This is a genomic window from Tateyamaria pelophila (assembly GCF_019966495.1).
In the GTDB taxonomy this organism is placed as follows: Bacteria; Pseudomonadota; Alphaproteobacteria; order Rhodobacterales; family Rhodobacteraceae; genus Tateyamaria; species Tateyamaria pelophila.
In genome coordinates this window covers 71,336-88,940 of the sequence record NZ_JAIMIA010000009.1, presented here as the reverse complement: position 1 = coordinate 88,940, position 17,605 = coordinate 71,336, and the positions used below count along the sequence as shown (strand labels likewise).

The window sequence follows — 17,605 nt, the reverse complement described above, 5'->3', positions numbered from 1 at the left end:
CCGCCGCGCCTTCGGCCATGCGACGAACTGAATCGCAGGCACAAAAATCGTCAGGTCAATTCAGGCGCACAAGTATACCTGAATAATCCGGCCAAATTATGACGCAATCAGGTCAAGATCCATACATTACGGCCAGTATCAGATAGGCGATGAGCGTGGGGCCGAGGGCCAGTCCCATGGGAAATTTGCGCCCCTGGTCCCAGCTTTGCCACTGGGGGGCCATATCGCGCAGGCCTGTGTTTTTGGCAATGCGGTGGGCGCTGAAGGCGGCCAGCAGAACGGCGGCATAGAGCGCAAGGAGCAGTTTGGCGTCGCCCAGAGCGACGTAGGGGGCGGCAGCGGCGACGAATTTTGCGTCCCCTGCGCCCATGACTCCGGCGGCATTCAGGGCGATGCCTGCAATCAGCATAACGGGCAGATGCGAGAGCTGCCACAAATACGTCTCAAACGGCAAAAACAGGGGACCGAACACGACAAACACTGTGGCCAGCGCAATAACGGTGCCATTTGCGATCCGCATGGCCCGCAGATCGGTGAGGGCAACGTAAAGGCATAAAGGCGTCACGAAGGGCAGAAACCACAGCGCGGCGGTCGCTGAAAAGACCATCCGGGCGACCGTTCTAGCTGTTTTCTTCGAGCGCGCGCAACGACCGCACGGCGGCATCGAAATGTTGCGGATGGGTTTCGATGGCCTCGCGCAGCAGTGCTTTGCCGGTTGAGACATCGCCCTGTTTGACCGCAGCCAGACCCAGAGTATGCAGCAGCTGTGCGCGCTCGGTCTGATCGGTCGGAATGACGGGCAGGTTGTAGTTGCGCTGGGCGCCGCGGGCGAGGATCAGGTTGTTCTTGGCAGTGAACATGCTGGGATCCTGACGGATGGCGTCACTGAACAGGCGTTCGGCCGCGGTGTAATCGCCGCGGGTGAGCTTGGAATATCCCCAGTTGTTGAGCACGCCCGCCGGGCGCGTGGTCAGACCGACGGCCGTTTCATAGAAACTGTCGGCTTTGTCCCATTCCTTGTTCCCATCCGCGATCATCGCTTCAAGGCGATAGCGTTTGAATGTCTCATAGGTGGGGGGGACACCATCAAGCGCGGCTTCGGCACCGGCCCAGTCGCCGGAGCGCAAAAGCGCATCGGCATAGTCGACACGATCGGCATCAGTGACGCCGTCATAGGTCATGAGCCTGGTATAGGCAGGGACGGCTTCGGAGAAGCGTTTGGCACGCACGAGGCTTTGGGCCAATCCGCGTTGCATTTCGATCCGGTCAGGCTGATCGGAGGACGTACGCATGAAATAGGTCACGGCCTCGTTCGGGTCCGCCACGGTCAGCATGACGTCGTTGAGGTCGGTTTCGTCAACGACGTTCACATCCTGGAACGCACGTTCGACGGTTTCGTCACCGTCCTGTTTTTCCCCGCACGCGGACAGGGCCAGCGCGCCGACCAATGTGACGGCCAAAATTCTAGGGTGGCGCATGTTTGCGTCCTTTTTCCTGCTCATAACGCCCGACTTTTGTCGCCGGGTCGCATCGTATTTGCGCGCAAATGCGCACCCTCAATTACAGATCAGATCGTATCACATAGTCACTGGCGCTGCGTCGTACGAGTTTATACTCGTTATCGTTGTAATCAAGCGTAGCAGAATTCTCGGATTTTGCGAGTGCCCAGCGATAATTATCCCGGATGAGTGTGCTTTCTCCGTCATCAAGGGCAAAGGCGCTGCGAAAAACCTGGACAGCTTCTGCCGTTTCGCCCTTTTCCATCAGCACAACGCCAAGATTGTTGAGGTCTTCGGGATAGGGATCGTATTCGGTCGTGGCGCGGCGCAACAGCCGTTCGGCTTGATTAAGACGCCCAAGACCGAGATTGGCGGTGCCCAGACCCGACAGGATTTCGGCGTTCAATCCCTGGTCCAGAGCGGCGCGGTTGAAGGCCTTGATGGCCAACTCGTACTCGTTTGCAGCCAACAGCCGGTGGCCCACCTCGACGCCGTTCACCGCTTCGCCGCGCGGATCGACACCCGGCGCATAGGGTCCGCTTTGTGACACGTCGATATCATCCGATGCGCAGGCGGCAAGGGTGAACGACAAGAGGACGGCAGGTAAAGCCCGGATGCATGGGTGCATGGTTGTCTGCTGTCGTCCTCGGTGCCCGGTTCGCGTGGCCCGGCCAGAGAGGACGGGGTGCGATGCGTTGTACTTGAACCGCAGGAAGGACCTTAGTTGCTCATGTTGCCCAGCTGCGTGATGCCGTGCACTGATGGACCCACAAGGATGATCAACAGCGGCGGCACCGTGAGCATCATAGTGGCAAGCGTCATCTTGGTTGGCAACTTGTTTGCGGCCTCTTCGGCCCGCATTACGCGTTTGTCGCGCATCTCGCTGGCATAAACCCGCAATGCCTCGGCGATCGAGGTGCCAAAGCTGGCCGATTGCACCAGCACGGTCACAAAACTGGCCACGTCCTGCACGCCGCAGCGTTCGCCCATGTCATTCAATACGTTCACCTTGTCCTTGCCCGCCTTCATTTCATAGCTGACGACCTGAAACTCTTCGGCCAGCGCCGGGTAGGAGGCCTGCAATTCGCCGGCGACACGGGTGATCGACTGATCCAGCGACTGCCCCGCCTCGACGCAGACCAGCATCATGTCGAGGCTGTCGGGAAAGCCACGGGTAATCTGGTCCTTGCGCTCTTCGACACGACGGGTGACCCAATATTGCGGCAAGTAATATCCCACGCCGCCGGGCCCGACGGTGTACATGATGATCTTGTTGGTGGTCATACCGTCCGTGCCGACGATGAAATTCACGTAGACCACGCCGGCGGCCAGCCCCAAAAGCCCCAGAATGAATTGGGCGGCATGGAACACACGCACCGCATCGCGGGATTGATATCCGGCCTGCCGCAGTGTGAGTTGTCGTTTGCTGAGTTCGGCAAGGTCCTGCGGCTCCAGAAAATTCGAGAACTTCTGCAATTGTTCATTGCGGGCCCCCTGGCGCAGCGTCTGTTTGTGTGAGCCCCCCGCAGCGGCGGCCCGAGAGGTGCGCTTGAGCTTGTTCAGCGGATCTTCGGGCTGGCGCAGCATCATGATGATCACTGCGGCGATCATCATCACGCCAAGGACCCCCACGATGACGATGGGGCCAAGCGGCCCAAGCAGATCGGTGATCGGTGTCAAAAGATCCATTTTGATCTCCTCAGACTTTGATGTCGGTCAGGACGCGCATGACGACCAGATTGACACACAGGAAAATCCCGACCGCGAAGCAGGCGGGGATGAAATAGGCATGGTCGCGCACCTCGTCGTAGTAATTCGGGTCGCCGACATTGATGACGACCAGCGCCACGAGCGGAAAGGCTGACAGGAATTTGCCGGACCATTTTGCCTCTGCCGTGATCGCCTTGACCCGGCGAAACAGGCGAAAGCGGGCACGGATCACCTTGGCCAGACCCATCAGGATTTCCGCAAGGTTGCCGCCGGATTGCTGCTGGATCGTCACCGCCACCGCAAGAAAGCGCAAATCCTGCATGTCCAGCCGTTCGGCCATGGCTTTGAGCGCTTTGCCCACATCGCGTCCAAAGGCGCTTTCGTCGGCAATCACGCCGAATTCCGAGGCCAGCGGGTCCTGCACCTCCTTGGCGACGATCTGGATTGCGGAGCTGAACGGGTGCCCCACGCGCAGCGAGCGCACCATCAGTTCCACCGCATCGGGCAGTTGCTCTTCGATCATGGCCATGCGTTTGCTGGCCTTGGACGAGACCCAGAAATAGACGGCACCAACGCCGATCACGACGGACAAGAGAATACGGACTGGCGGTTCCGTTTCGGTGCCAATCGTGAGGCCAAGAAAGGCGACGACGGACAGGCCGACCATGATCATGATCAGCTGTTTGGGCGTAAAGGCGATCGACGCCTTTTGCGCCTTGTCGGCCAGAAGGGAATAGAGCGGAATGGACCGCGCGCCCATGTGCTGCTGCATCTCCTTGCGCAACTGATCCAGCACTTCCTCGCGCCGCCCGCCGGATTTGTTGAGCATTTCGAGGCGGCGATTCACGCGGCTGTTGAGGCTGATGGATTTACCGAAAGCGACAAGATACAGCCCTTCGACCAGCACCAGAACGCCGATAAAGATCAGGCCGTAGATGATTGGTTCTGCGCTCATTTTCTCAATTCCTTATTGCGCGGGTGGCGCATCAATGTGCTGTGCGCAGGTGGCGCGCATCATTCTGCGGCGATGGGTTCATAAATGGATGCTGGCAGGTCGTACCCCCACATACGGAAGCGTTCGGAATAGTGACTGCGCACGCCTGTGGCTGTGAAGTGCCCGATGATCTTGTTGTCGGGCGTGAGGCCGACGCGCTGATAGCGGAATACTTCCTGCATCGAGATCACTTCGCCTTCCATACCCGTGACTTCGGTGATCGAGGTCATCCGGCGCGAGCCATCCTGCAAGCGGCTGGCCTGCACGATCAGGTTCACAGCGGACGAAATCTGGCTGCGCACCGCCTTGAGCGGCATTTCGATCCCTGCCATCGCGATCATGTTTTCCAGACGGCTGACGCCGTCACGGGCGGAGTTTGCGTGGATCGTGGTCATTGAACCGTCGTGGCCGGTGTTCATGGCTTGCAGCATGTCGATGACTTCCTCGCCGCGCGTCTCGCCCACGATGATGCGGTCCGGGCGCATCCTGAGAGCATTCTTCAGACAATCCCGCGGGGAAACTTCGCCCTTGCCTTCGACGTTGGGGGGGCGGCTTTCCATCCGACCCACATGGGTCTGCTGCAGTTGCAGTTCTGCGGTGTCTTCGATGGTCAAGATACGTTCGGCATTGTCGATGAAGGACGACAGTGCGTTGAGCGTTGTCGTTTTGCCGGAGCCGGTCCCGCCGGATACGATGATGTTGAGCCGCGTGGCCACAGCGGCCTGTAAGTAGGCGGCCATTTCTTCGTTGAAGGCGCCGAACTCGACCAGGTCGTCGATGCCGAGCTTGTCCTTTTTGAACTTCCGGATCGAAACCAGCGACCCGTCGACCGCGATGGGCGGCACCATGGCGTTGAAGCGCGAGCCGTCTTTCAGGCGGGCATCCACATAGGGGTTGGATTCGTCGACCCGGCGGCCGACGGCGCTGACGATCTTGTCGATGATGCGCAGCAAATGGCGTTCGTCCTTGAAGGTGACATCGGTCAGTTGCAGCTTGCCGTCACGCTCCACGAAGATCTGTTGCGGGCCGTTGACGAGAATATCGTTGACCGTGTCGTCCTTGAGCAGGGTTTCCAGCGGCCCGAGGCCCATGACCTCGTCAAACAACTCCTGGTTCAGGGTCTGCCGATCCTCGCGGTTGAGAATGATGTTCTTCTCCTGAAGGACTTCACTGGAAATGGCGCTGATTTCCTGGCGCAGATCGGTATCGGTGGCGCTTTCGAGGGCGGCGAGATTGAGATTGTCCAAAAGTGCGCGGTGCAGTTCCAGCTTGATCTCACCCATACGCTCCTTGCGCTTGCGCTCCTTGTCCAGGGGGGCGGCGACCGCTGCGGATGCGTTCGCCTTGCGCGCAAACTTGGCGGGAGCGACGGCTTTGGGCGCTTCCGTCACCTTGGGCGCCGGCGGAGGGGCTGCTTTGGTCTTTTTATATTTCGAGAACATCGGCGGACCTTCGGGTTATTGGATCATGCCGCCTTGGCGTGATCGGCATTCAGTTCATGGATGGACGCCGCCAGTTTGGCGATTTCGCGGCGCAGCGGATTCTTGGGTGCAGAGCTGGCAAGAGGCAGGCCGTGATCCGCTCCTTGCGAGATAGATTTGCCACCGTCCGGCAATTGCACTTCGATTGCGATATCGAGGCTCTCGGCGAGCCTTTTAACCCGCGCCTTGCCACCCAGATCGGTGAACTTGGGCGCGCGATTCAGCACATAGCGGAGCTTTTCAACGGGCAGGTCTTCGGATTGCAGGGCGCGTTTGAAGCGCAGCGTGTTTTGTGCCGAGCGCATGTCCAGCTCAAGCGTCGTGAAGTAGAGATGCGCGGACGCCAGCACTGTTTCCGTCCACTGGACAAGCGTCGAAGGCATGTCGATCACAACATAGTCGAAATGGGCGCGGGCCATGTCGATCACGCGCTGCACGTCTTCGGCAGTGACCAGATCGAGTGGGATCATATCGGCGGGTGCGGTGAGCACTTGCAGCTTGTCCTCAAAGGTCAGCAGAGACTGGCCAAAGATCTCTTCGTCCATGTTTTCGGTGTCCGACAGCATTTCGAAGACGGCTTCGCGGCGGGCGAGATCGAGAAAGGTGGACGCCGATCCAAACTGCAGATCGAAGTCGAGCAGGCAGACACTGGGCGCGTCTGACGGGTTCAGCAGGGCCAGTTCCCACGAGAGGTTCACAGCGAGGGTTGTGCTGCCCGTGCCCCCAGACATCCCGTGGCAGACAAAGACGGCGCCTTGTTTGTCAGTGCCGGAAGTGAGACGTGCGGTTTTCTTGACCTCTTCGGGTTGCGGTTGGGACGCGGCCCTGAGGCGGTCGACGGCCTGTTGCAATTCCCCTTCAGGCAGCGGGTAGGGCACAAACTCGTCAGCGCCCTGACGCAGCAACTGGTGCAAGGATGCAGGCGTGACATCTTCGGCGATCAGGATGACGTTGATGTCGTGGGCTTTGGCTTGGGTGATTATCTCTCCCAGCAAGCCAAGATTGTCTTCGTCCTCCTCATCGATTGCCAGCGCCACGAATTCCATTGCCTGCGCGTCGGGTTGATTGAAAAAGGCCAGCGCTTCGGCAAATCCAAGATCTCCCCAGGCCTCCCCAAGGGATTGCTCCATGTCCTCGATCAAAAGATCGAAGTTCTGCACATCACGACTGATCGTGCAGGCCACAATGGGCGCGGTTTCTGGTTGTGGCATTACGCTGCTCATTGCCAACTCGTCCTTTTTTAACAAGGGCTTGGCAGCCCATCAGTCCGGAAGCATGACGGAGGGTTGGCTGCGGGGGCCCAAACCTGGCTCAGTCTGGCCAGGCATACGTATCCCGTAGCAGCAGGTCTCGCAGTTAATTCAGGCGAGATTAGGGCCAAAAAACTCCAATTGTTGGGTTTTTTGGAACGATACCCGGCGCAGCGACGGGATTGTCCGAGCTGAACCAAATGCCGTTAAAAAGGTCTTAATTCTCGACTTGCAGATCCGACCCGGTAATGCTTGTGAGTTGGGAGGGTGGCACTGCGCTTGCGATATAGTCGCGATAGATGATCTGGGCGTATTTTCCGTCAAGCACCGACGGATGCGTTTTCACAAACCCGCTGACCTCGGTCACCGTTCGCCGGTTGCGCCGTTCGCGGCCTTGGGTGACCACGAGGGGCTGTGTGTCACCGAAGGAGACGACAGCCTCCAGACGCGACCTGCTGATCCCTTGGGTTGCGAAAAAGCTGACCACGGCATTGGCGCGGGCCAGGCCAAGCCGTTTGTTATAGCTTGCCGATCCGACCGCATCCGTATGGCCGTAAACGCGGAACCGGACTTCGGGAAACTGGCGGATCCACCGGGCCTGTTCGGTCAGGATGGCACGTGCACCCGGATCCAGTTGAGAAGAATTGAACGCAAAATTGACTGTCGTATCCACTTCGGAGGCAAAGCGGGTCGCAAGATCGAAGGTGTATTGCCGCTCGCCGGTCATGTACAACGTGTTGTTTGCCAGTGAATTGCCAAATTGGCCATTGTCGACGACGCTGCCCGCTTCGCGGTAAAACTGGGTAAAAACCGGATCGTTCGATGTGCTGCATGCGCCGAGCGCGAGACTGCCTGCAAGTGCAACGGTGATGATCGGTTTCATGACCCTGTCCTCAATCCAAAACGTAGCCGTAAGAGCCACTGAAGTCCTGTTTGGCAACTTCTCCGGCGGCGCCTTGTGTCGGTGCCCGCGATTCCCCGGCCGTCCGGCCGAAGAGGAACAGATCTCTCTCGGAGGGAGGCCTGATCCGGTCGGTCGGCAATGCCAGCACGTCACCTCTGACCGGAGAGACAAGATGTGCGGTCACGATGATCACCAATTCAGTCTGGCTGCGCTGGTAGGAGGCGCTGCGGAACAGTGTTCCCAACACCGGGACGTCGCCCAGCCAGGGCAATTGTGAATTATCGTCTTTGAAATCGTCCTGCAGGAGGCCTGCGATGGCAAAGCTCTCGCCGTCGCGCATTTCAACCGTCGTAGATGTTTCGCGGGTGCTGAAGGCGCTGATTTCAAAACCGTTTTGCGAAAACCCGTTGTTTGGATCGATGGCCGAAACGGAGGCTTCAAGCTCAAGGTTGATCAGGTCCTTGTCGACAACACGCGGGATGAAGTTCAACCCGATGCCGAACGGCTTGAATTCGATCGTGATCACGCCTTCTTCCTGCGCGATAGGGACCGGGTATTCACCGCCCGCGAGGAACTTGGCCTCTTGACCGGACAGGGCGACCAGATTGGGTTCGGCCAAGGTCCGCACCACGCCTTTGGCTTCGAGCGCTTCGATCAGCAGCCCGATTTGCATGCCGCCCGCGTTGAAACCAAAAAGGACGGCTCCGACGTTTTCATTGGTGGGCGGAATGTTTCCGTTCAGGCTGTTGAGCACTCCAAGTGCGTTGTTGGTGGTGCCTGTGCCGCCATTCACGTCGACCCCGTTGCCAAAGATCGAACCGTTCAGCGCAAGCGATGAACTGAGCGATTTGGAAACCGAGCGGTTCATCTCGGCAAAGCGAACTTTGAGCATAACCTGCTGTACGCCGCCGACGCTCATCAAGTTGGACACCCGGCCTTCGGCATAACGCTCGGCCAGATCCAAGGCCCGTTGCAGGCGCGACGCCGACGATACGACACCGGACAACACGATGCCGTCATTGGCTGTGCGCACTTCGATGTTTTCTCCAGGCAGGATCTGTCCCAGACGTTCCTTGAATTCAGTGATATCGGCGGCGACGCGCACATTTACGTTTGTGATCAAACGTCCGTTTCCATCCAGAAGGGTCAGCGTTGTCAGCCCGGGGGATTTGCCCAACACATAAATCGTGCGATCGCTCAAGGATGAGATATCGGCGATGGCAGGGTTTGCGATGCTCAGTTCGGCGAACGGAACTTCGCTTTCCACGACGACGGCGCGGTTCATCGCCACGTTCAGCGTCTCTTCTGTAGCAGAGCGGACCACTCGCAGATTGTCCGCCTGTGCAAACAGCGCAATTGGGCTTACAGCAAGAGAGACCCCGAGAAGGGCCGCTTTCATTATTCCGTCGATTTTCATGTGACCTGCCTTTTTGATCACGCCTCAATGTCGGGTCTTTTCGCCCGCGATTTGTACAACCATGCGTTAGTTTCCGTTTTTTTGCAAGAATCAACGGCTTTTGCGCGGTTGTTTATGTGTAACGAAGCAACAGCCGCTTGCCAGCGGGGGGTGCGCCGAACAGCTTGCGTAACACTAAGCTATTGAATTTGGATGGTTCCGCGTCTTTCAATTGGTACAGGGTATTGGGATATCGACCACGTCCGCGCCCCGTCTGGTGCGGATCGTGCAGGTCTTTTTCTCTTCGATTTCTGCTTTTACCTCTTCGGCAGTGATGCCCAGCAAGGCCCGTTGGTCCACTTCGATGGCCGCCGCGATGGTGTCATCCTCTGCGCCGACCAGCGACAGCGACAAACGTCCGGAGGACTGGGCTTGCGCCAACGTGGCCACCTGTGACGGCTCCACCGCGACAGTGACCGTGCGCGCAATGCTTGCCCCGTCCAGGTCGCCCGCCGCGTTCTGGTCAATCGCGATGAGTTTGACACCCGCCTCGATCAACTTGGTGACTTCGCCGCGGTTCTGGCTGAGCGACTGATCAACCCGGCCGGTCCAGTAGACATCAACACGGTCACCGGGCCGCAGAAAACCGGATACGCCGGAAGCCACGTCGACTTTGATCGCAAAAGCGCGCATGCCGCGCTCCAGGCGCGAGGTCAGTCCAGCCTCTTCGCCGGGCTCGGTCACCTTGATGGCCATGATGGGCTCGTCCTTTTCCATCGCGCGCAGAACAACGCGCAGCGCTGTCTCACCTTCTGCAAAGAGTGGGTTGATTTCCGTAAACGTGCCTTCGGGGATGGCGTCATCCGGCCAGTCCACGGTGCGCACATCTTCCGCATGCAACGCTTCGCCGTATTTGAGCGTACGGGCGGCGACGTAAACCGTGACGGTCGGGACGATTTTCTCGCGCTGCGCGCGTTCTTTTGCAAGTGCGGTTTGATACTGTCCGATGTAATTCTTTGCCATATATACGGCACCGCCCGCCAGGGCGATCCCGGCCAACAATACCAGTCCAAAAACCATCCTCATCCGACTACCCCCAACATTTGGCTCCCGTCACTCATTTGGTGGAAGCCTCTTGCATCAGTTTGTGCGCTTTGAATGTGGCATTTTGTTGAAAGGGGCGGGGTCTCTCCGGGGCAATCGCGTTGCGAGGCATTCTAAGGTATTTGCGCATAAAGCCAGGCGAGAGCCAGGCGTATCAGCTGCACATGACTCGCGAGTGCGATCAGAATGTCCAATTGCTCATGAAGCCGGAAACTTTATCGCTGAGATTTACAGCGCCGCCTTGCATGGCCGCACTGATCAGGACGACCAGGCCGACAATGGCCGCGGTCAAAACAATCCAATCAACCGTCACAGCGCCGTCGTCTTGTCTAAAGAATGTCTTTAAAAAATGTTTCATGGCCGTTGTCTCTTTCCAGAGCGAATACGATTTGGGACAAAAAAAGGGCCGCGTCCCGGATGCGGTCGCGGCCCTTGGGCAATCATTTCTGGTCAGGTCAAAGCAAATCAGTTAGGGTCACGGGCTTGCAGGAATGTGTCCGTGTCCGCGGTAAGCTCGGCTGCACCTGTTTCGATCGACGTGTAAGCCGCAACGGCCAGGCCAACAACGGCAGCGGTCAGAACGACCCAGTCAACCGTAACGGCGCCATTTTCGTCTTTGCGGAATTTGTTGATCAGTTTCATCATTGTCGTGTCCCTCCAAAGGATTTGTAATGTTCAGTCTCAACCTAATCGCTTGGTTCGGCCGTTCTCTCTCAATGGCCCGATTCCGACTTGGTATGACGCCATATAGCCGTCCGATTGGGGCACGAATTTGGCAGCAATTCGTAAAATTCACGTTCATGTCACAAAATTGCTGTTAGGCTATTAAGTATCTGAAATAAAATAATAAAATACTGAAGAATTTTGTATTTTGGGTTAATTGATCCTCAATGGTGGGGCAAAAGTGGCGCAATCGCCATGATCTTTGTATCTCCGACTGGTTTGAGAGCCGGTTATTTGCAATGCTGTTTCCACAAGCGGTCAAAGAACCGTTCAGGCAGAATGAGTGGTTGGCATGAAACACGTATTTTTGGCGTGCGCGTTGGCGTTGAGTTGCGCGGGCCACTCTGTTTTGGCAGATACGCCGCCCCCTTTTAAAGACTTTTCCGCAAAACGCGTGAAACCGCCTGCGGCAAATGCCACGAAGAGGATCACCATTCAGATCGACCCAACGGTTCAACAGCAAGCCAAACCTTTGGCTCTTGAACCACGCGGGGAGGACATCGGCCAGAGTGGCGTCACCGGTGCGCGCTATGATTGGTTCTGGTCAGAGGTCTCGCCCGAACTTGCAGATTCTGGACCAGGGCGTCTTGAAGTCGCTCTGCGTACGCTCGCACGGTCCAAACAACCGGTTCCCGTCCCGCGCCTGCAAGAAATGCAGGCTGTTGCGCAAGCGCGTGGAATCGACATCCTCAGAGCAACAATCGGGACAAATGTTTCACCAGCCTTGGTCTTGGCGGTGATGATTGTGGAATCCGGCGGTCGGGCTGACGCGGTGAGCGGTGCAGGGGCACAGGGTTTGATGCAGTTGATGCCCGATACAGCCACGCGTTTCGGGGTGACGGACAGTCTGGAACCTGTGCAGAGTATCGTCGGCGGGGTTAAATATCTCGACTGGCTCATGGGCAAGTTTGATCGTGACCCGGTTCTGGTTCTGGCAGGATACAATGCAGGTGAGGGATCGGTACAGACACACCAAGGCGTACCGCCATTTGCTGAAACACGCGATTATGTGCCGAAGGTACTGGCGGCGTTCCAGATTGCCCGTGGCTTGTGTCTGACCCCACCTGAGCTGGTGACTGATGGCTGTGTATTCGCTGCGTTGAATTGAGGCGGCGGAATTCGATACGAATTCCGAGCCGTTTTCCGTGCCGGAAAACGGAGTCTCGCGAATTTTGCATGACCCCTTATTAAAATATAGTCCGCAGGGGCGCATGGATCGCGCTTTGACGAGCCCACGGCGGCCCCGTCGCTCGGTTTCGTGTTTGACCTAAATAACGCGTGCATCGAAATAAGGCCACTGAATACGGCACTTTTACATAGCAGACAGGAGCACCTCAGGAATATTCGGGACGCATCGCCTTGGGGTTTCCAACCTCAGACGAGGGTCGCCTCGGTCGATGCGACCATCTCTTCCTGGCTGACGCCGGGGGCCAGTTCCACGATATGCAAACCGTTTTCGGCGACGTCGAGCACGCCAAGGTTGGTAATGATCCGGTCAACCACGCCGGCACCTGTCAACGGCAATGTACAGGCCTTGAGCACCTTGCTTTCACCATGCTTGTTGGTGTGATCCATCACGACGACCACACGTCCGACACCGGCCACGAGATCCATCGCACCGCCCATGCCTTTTACGAGCTTTCCGGGAATCATCCAGTTGGCCAGGTCGCCGTTTTCGGCGACTTCCATCGCGCCCAGGATCGCCATGGCGATCTTGCCGCCTCGGATCATGCCAAAGCTTTGTGCACTGTCGAAATATGCGGTCTGGGGCAATTCCGTGATCGTTTGCTTGCCGGCGTTGATGAGATCCGCGTCTTCCGTTCCTTCGATCGGGAAAGGGCCCATGCCAAGCATGCCGTTTTCGGACTGCAACGTGACTTCCACGCCATCCGGGATGTAGTTTGACACGAGCGTTGGAATGCCGATGCCAAGATTGACATACCAGCCGTCTTCAAGCTCTTGCGCGGCGCGTGCCGCCATCTGGTTCCGGTCCCAAGGCATTTTCAGAATTTCCTATTTGATCAGCGCGGCGCCCGCGGGCACGTCGATAGTGATATAGCTGCCCGCAGCTCCGCGTCCAAGCTGCATTGTGCCTTCAAGACCTTCGATCAGCCCAGTGACCATGCGCCCACCCACTGTCGTGGAATTCGGCCACGGCATCGCCGCCGGGATGCCAACGCCATCATCGGAGACGGTCAAGCGCAGACCACCACCACTCAACTGTGACATGCGGACTTCGACCAAACCGGTTTCGATCCTGTCAAAGGCATGTTCGAATGCATTGGTCAGAAGTTCAGATGCGACCAGCCCTACCCGGGATGCGATCTCCATTGGGACGTCGATCGGTTCGAGTTGCAGATTGAGGCGTACGCCCGAACGGCCATAGGTATGACCAATGGCGCAGGCCAAGCGAGAAATGTAGCTGCCCATGTGGATCGAATCGTAGTTGGAATGCTGATCCGACAGCTTCATTTCCTGATAGAGCAATTGGAGCGTTTCGATACGCCGGGTCAGGGCTGCGTATTCTGCCGGTTGCATCGACTGGTTCGTCTGGTGACGCACCATGCCAATGATCATGGACATGTCCGCTTCGACCCGATCTTGGACCTCCGACAGCTGTTTGTTGATATGTTCGGCGTCTTCGTCTCTGTGGTTGGCGTTCAGTTCCTTTTGAATGCCGACATAATAGCGCAGATCGCCATTGTCGTCGTTCAGCGGGGTCACGAGCAAACGGTTCATGAACGGTTCGCCATTGGCGCGGTAGTTCAGGATATCAACAGTCACCGTTTCCTGCGCCTGGATACCTTCCCGCAACCGGTCCACAGCCGCCTTGCTTGTGTCTTCACCCTGCAAGAAACGGCAGTTCCGGCCCAAAGCCGCGCTGCGGGCGTAACCTGTCTGCTGGGTAAAGGCGTGGTTCACATAGATGATGGGATTGTCTTCAAGCCGGGGATCGCTCACCGACATTGACACCTTGGCACGACTGAAGCTGTCAAAGGACGTATCCTGAAGCAAAGCCTGCTGGAGCATATCTTGCATAACGGACACCTCTATGCGGCTCTGGTTGTGCGCTGTTCGATCCGTTTTTCGTGTTCGCCCTGAATGAGTCGGTGGACATAAATGCCAGGCAGGTGAATGCTGTCGGGGTCCAGACTTCCGGTCGGAACGATCTCTTCGACTTCGGCGATGCAGATTTTGCCGCACATCGCGGCGGGCGGGTTGAAATTCCGTGCCGTCTTTCGGAACACCAGATTTCCGGTTGCGTCCGCTTTCCAGGCTTTGACGATGCTCAGGTCGGCCACGATTCCGCGTTCAAGGATATAGGTCTGTCCGTCGAAATCCTTGTGATCCTTACCCTCGGCTATCACGGTTCCGACGCCTGTCTTCGTATAAAATCCCGGGATGCCACAGCCACCCGCGCGCATGCGCTCGGCCAATGTGCCCTGGGGGTTGAACTCAAGCTCAAGCTCGCCGGACAGGTACTGGCGCATGAACTCGGCATTTTCACCCACGTAGGATGAAATCATCTTTTTGACCTGACGGGTTTGCAACAAAATCCCGATGCCGAAATCATCGACGCCCGCATTATTCGACGCAAAGGTGAGGTCTTTGGTGCCCGCATTCTTGATCGCGTCCAACAACAATTCCGGGATGCCACACAGGCCAAATCCACCCGCTGCAATGAACATGCCATCGAACAAAACCCCTTCGAGGGCTTCACTCGCCGAGCCGTAGATCTTTTTCATGGAACTCCCCCGAAACCGCCTTGCCGCGTTTTTTTCGAGCCTCAACGATACCTCAGACGCACCACATGTCAACGGCGGACTATCGCATACCGCAGTATACTGCCAAATTCTTTGCCGTGCTGGCGCATTATCAGGATTTCTTGGCCGTGGCCTTTTTCTTGCTGGCAGGTTTCTTTGCAGGCGCCTTGCGTGGCTTTTTCTTGGCCGGTGCCTTTTCGGCAATCAGCTGTGTCGCCATGTCCATTGTTACGTCGTCCGGTTCCGTGCCCTTGGGAATCGTGGCGTTGACCTTGCCCCATTTTACATAGGGCCCGTATTTGCCCTTCATGATGTTCACAGGGCCGCCCTCTTCGGGGTGCTCACCCAGTTCGCGCAAGGGGACTGCCGCTGCCCCGCGTCCACCCCGGCTGGCCAGTTTTTCGGCCAAAAGTTGCACGGCGCGGTTCATGCCGACGGTAAAGACTTCCTCGATGCTTTCGAGGTTCGCGTTTGTGCCACCCCGGTTCGACGTCGATTCGGCGTGTTTCAGATAGGGCCCGTAGCGTCCGATATTTGCCCAGACCATGATCCCGTCCTCTGGGTGCGGGCCGATTTCGCGCGGCAGGCTCAGCAGGCGCACGGCCTGTTCCAGGTCCACTTCGGTGGGCGGCCATTCCTTGGGAATGGATTGGCGTGGCGGCTTCTTGTTGTCGTCCGTGACCTCGCCGCGCTGCACGTATGGGCCAAAGCGGCCTTTGAAAGCGTAAATCTTGTCGCCCGCGTCCTCACCCAGCACTTTGCCTTCGGGCGGGATGCCACTGTCATCTTCGGCACCGGGCGGACCAAAGGCGCGGGTGTAGCGGCATTCGGGATAATTCGAACAGCCGATGAATGCGCCGCCGGACCGCGCCGTGCGCATGCTGAGGCGTCCAGCGCCGCAATTGGGGCACAGGCGCGGGTCACTGCCATCTTCGGTGGCGGGAAACAGATGCGGTTCCAGCACCTCGTTGATCTTTTCCAGCACTTCGGTGATGCGCAGTTCGGAGGTTTCGGCGATGGCGGCGCTGAAGTCCTGCCAGAAGCGGCCGAGCACGTCCTTGTAGTCACGGTCGCCCGCACTCACGTCATCAAGCTGCGCCTCGAGGTCGGCGGTAAAATCATAGCCCACATACCGGCGGAAATAGTTTTCCAGAAAGGCGATCACCAGCCGCCCTTTGTCTTCGGGAATCAGGCGGTTGCGATCCTTGCGGACATAGCCGCGATCCTGAATCGTGGTCACGATGCTGGCATAGGTCGAAGGGCGTCCGATCCCAAGCTCTTCCATGCGCTTGACCAGTGTCGCCTCGGTATAGCGGGGCGGCGGCTGGGTGAAGTGCTGCTCGGGGGTCACGGAGCGTTTATCGGCCTTTTCGCCCTGGCTGAGCTGGGGCAGGCGCTTGTCGTCATCATCAACGACTTCGTCATCCCTGCCTTCTTCGTAGACGCGCAAAAACCCATCAAAAAGGATCACCTGACCGGTGGCGCGCAGACCAACCTGGCCATCGTCACTGCCAATCTCGACCGTGGTGCGCTCAAGGCGCGCCCCTTCCATCTGGCAGGCAAGGGTCCGTTTCCAGATCAGATCATAGAGCTTGCGTTGATCGTTATCGATGATCTTCAGCGCGGCTGCATCCATCGTCATATCAGTGGGACGGATACACTCGTGCGCCTCTTGCGCATTCTTAGCCTTGTTCTTGTAGATGCGGGGCTGTGCGGGCACGTAGTCGGCACCGTACCGATCCTTGATCGCGTCGCGCGCCATCGTGACCGCTTCGGGCGCCATGTCGATGCCGTCGGTCCGCATATATGTAATGTAGCCTGCCTCATAAAGGCGCTGCGCCGTGCTCATCGCCTGGCGCGCGCCCATGCCGAACTTGCGGCTGGCTTCTTGTTGCAAGGTCGAGGTCATGAAGGGGGCAGACGGGTTACGCGACGCCGGTTTCGCCTCGACCGACTGGATTTTCAGATCGCGGCTGGTGATCGCCTGCTCGGCCATTTCGGCCTGCGTCTGGTTCTCCAGATCGAATTTATCGAGCTTCTTTCCCGCGAGACTTGTCAGCCGTGCTTCATATTCCTGACCGCGCGGCGAGGCGAGAACGGCCTTGACCGACCAGTATTCGCGGTTGCGAAAGGCTTCGATCTCCATCTCGCGTTCGGTCAGGATGCGCAGGCACACCGATTGGACGCGGCCTGCCGATTTCGCGCCGGGCAGTTTGCGCCACAGCACCGGCGACAGATTGAAACCTACGAGGTAATCGAGCGCGCGGCGCGCCAGGTAAGCCTCGACCAGCGGCATGTCGACCTGACGGGCGTTGGCCATCGCCTCGGTGACGGCGGCTTTGGTGATCGCGTTGAAGGTCACGCGACTGACGGGCGTGTCTTTCTTGATCGATTTCCGTTTGGTCAGCGCCTCTTGCAGGTGCCAGCTGATGGCTTCGCCTTCGCGGTCGGGGTCCGTTGCAAGGATCAGGGCATTGTCATCCTTGAGCGCATCCGCGATCGCTTTCATGTGTTTTTTGCTGTCGCTGGCGATTTCCCACAGCATCTCGAATCCGTTGTCCGGGTCGACGGAGCCGTCCTTGGGTGGCAGGTCGCGGACGTGCCCATAGCTCGCCAAAACGGTGTAGTCATCGCCGAGGTACTTGTTGATGGTCTTGGCTTTCGCCGGGGATTCGACAACGACAACGGGCATTTAATGGGTACACCTCAAACTGGGAAATTCATGCGCTCTATGGCGGGGCAAGATGTGGGGTGCAAGTGCAGATTGTCAACTGACGCAG

17 protein-coding genes are annotated in these 17,605 nt (G+C 58.0%); 1 reads left to right on the top strand and 16 read right to left on the bottom strand.

The window, feature by feature from the left end:
• Positions 1 to 112 precede the first annotated feature (112 nt).
• The 12 genes from LC354_RS05240 to LC354_RS05185 all read right to left on the bottom strand — a co-directional run bounded on the left by LC354_RS05240 (position 113) and on the right by LC354_RS05185 (position 10,983).
• A complete protein-coding gene (locus LC354_RS05240; protein ID WP_223421797.1) occupies positions 113 to 607 on the bottom strand; it encodes a prepilin peptidase in 495 nt (164 codons plus the stop codon).
• Positions 608 to 620: 13 nt separating this feature from the next.
• Complete coding sequence (locus LC354_RS05235; RefSeq protein WP_223421796.1) at positions 621 to 1,478, bottom strand: tetratricopeptide repeat protein; 858 nt, start codon at positions 1,476 to 1,478, stop codon at positions 621 to 623.
• Positions 1,479 to 1,560: 82 nt separating this feature from the next.
• Positions 1,561 to 2,127, bottom strand: a complete 567-nt coding sequence (locus LC354_RS05230) for a tetratricopeptide repeat protein (protein ID WP_223421795.1) — start codon at positions 2,125 to 2,127, stop codon at positions 1,561 to 1,563.
• A gap of 92 nt (positions 2,128 to 2,219) precedes the next feature.
• Positions 2,220 to 3,188 carry a type II secretion system F family protein gene (locus LC354_RS05225; protein WP_223421794.1) on the bottom strand — a complete coding sequence of 323 codons (969 nt, stop codon included), beginning with the start codon at positions 3,186 to 3,188 and terminating at the stop codon, positions 2,220 to 2,222.
• 10 nt (positions 3,189 to 3,198) lie between these two features.
• Positions 3,199 to 4,164 (bottom strand): type II secretion system F family protein, encoded by a 966-nt coding sequence (locus LC354_RS05220; RefSeq protein WP_223421793.1) that lies wholly within the window; start codon positions 4,162 to 4,164, stop codon positions 3,199 to 3,201.
• 59 nt (positions 4,165 to 4,223) lie between these two features.
• Complete coding sequence (locus LC354_RS05215; RefSeq protein WP_223421792.1) at positions 4,224 to 5,645, bottom strand: CpaF family protein; 1,422 nt, start codon at positions 5,643 to 5,645, stop codon at positions 4,224 to 4,226.
• A gap of 23 nt (positions 5,646 to 5,668) precedes the next feature.
• Positions 5,669 to 6,907, bottom strand: a complete 1,239-nt coding sequence (locus LC354_RS05210; protein WP_223421791.1) for an AAA family ATPase — start codon at positions 6,905 to 6,907, stop codon at positions 5,669 to 5,671.
• A 244-nt stretch (positions 6,908 to 7,151) separates the two neighbouring features.
• Positions 7,152 to 7,817: an OmpA family protein gene (locus LC354_RS05205; RefSeq protein WP_223421790.1), complete on the bottom strand. Its 666-nt coding sequence runs from the start codon at positions 7,815 to 7,817 to the stop codon at positions 7,152 to 7,154.
• A gap of 10 nt (positions 7,818 to 7,827) precedes the next feature.
• Positions 7,828 to 9,255 (bottom strand): type II and III secretion system protein family protein, encoded by a 1,428-nt coding sequence (locus tag LC354_RS05200; RefSeq protein WP_223421789.1) that lies wholly within the window; start codon positions 9,253 to 9,255, stop codon positions 7,828 to 7,830.
• 207 nt (positions 9,256 to 9,462) lie between these two features.
• Entirely contained in the window at positions 9,463 to 10,320 is an 858-nt protein-coding gene (gene cpaB, locus LC354_RS05195) for a Flp pilus assembly protein CpaB (RefSeq protein WP_223421788.1), read from the bottom strand.
• A gap of 199 nt (positions 10,321 to 10,519) precedes the next feature.
• Positions 10,520 to 10,696 (bottom strand): Flp family type IVb pilin, encoded by a 177-nt coding sequence (locus tag LC354_RS05190; RefSeq protein WP_223421787.1) that lies wholly within the window; start codon positions 10,694 to 10,696, stop codon positions 10,520 to 10,522.
• Positions 10,697 to 10,803: 107 nt separating this feature from the next.
• Positions 10,804 to 10,983: a hypothetical protein gene (locus LC354_RS05185; protein ID WP_223421786.1), complete on the bottom strand. Its 180-nt coding sequence runs from the start codon at positions 10,981 to 10,983 to the stop codon at positions 10,804 to 10,806.
• A 370-nt stretch (positions 10,984 to 11,353) separates the two neighbouring features.
• Here LC354_RS05185 and LC354_RS05180 point away from each other — a divergent pair, with 370 nt between their 5' ends.
• Positions 11,354 to 12,169, top strand: a complete 816-nt coding sequence (locus LC354_RS05180; protein ID WP_223421785.1) for a lytic transglycosylase domain-containing protein — start codon at positions 11,354 to 11,356, stop codon at positions 12,167 to 12,169.
• Between the two features lie 266 nt (positions 12,170 to 12,435).
• Here the strand turns inward: LC354_RS05180 and LC354_RS05175 are convergent, their stop codons facing one another.
• From LC354_RS05175 to topA, 4 genes are all read right to left on the bottom strand, one after another.
• On the bottom strand, positions 12,436 to 13,062 hold the full coding sequence (locus LC354_RS05175; RefSeq protein WP_223421784.1) for a 3-oxoacid CoA-transferase subunit B: 627 nt from the start codon (positions 13,060 to 13,062) through the stop codon (positions 12,436 to 12,438).
• A gap of 12 nt (positions 13,063 to 13,074) precedes the next feature.
• The gene (locus LC354_RS05170; protein WP_223421783.1) at positions 13,075 to 14,100 is read right to left on the bottom strand and encodes a PAS domain-containing protein; all 1,026 of its coding nucleotides are present in this window, start codon (positions 14,098 to 14,100) and stop codon (positions 13,075 to 13,077) included.
• Between the two features lie 11 nt (positions 14,101 to 14,111).
• A complete protein-coding gene (locus tag LC354_RS05165) occupies positions 14,112 to 14,807 on the bottom strand; it encodes a CoA transferase subunit A (protein WP_223421782.1) in 696 nt (231 codons plus the stop codon).
• 130 nt (positions 14,808 to 14,937) lie between these two features.
• On the bottom strand, positions 14,938 to 17,517 hold the full coding sequence (gene topA, locus LC354_RS05160; protein WP_223421781.1) for a type I DNA topoisomerase: 2,580 nt from the start codon (positions 17,515 to 17,517) through the stop codon (positions 14,938 to 14,940).
• Positions 17,518 to 17,605 lie beyond the last annotated feature (88 nt).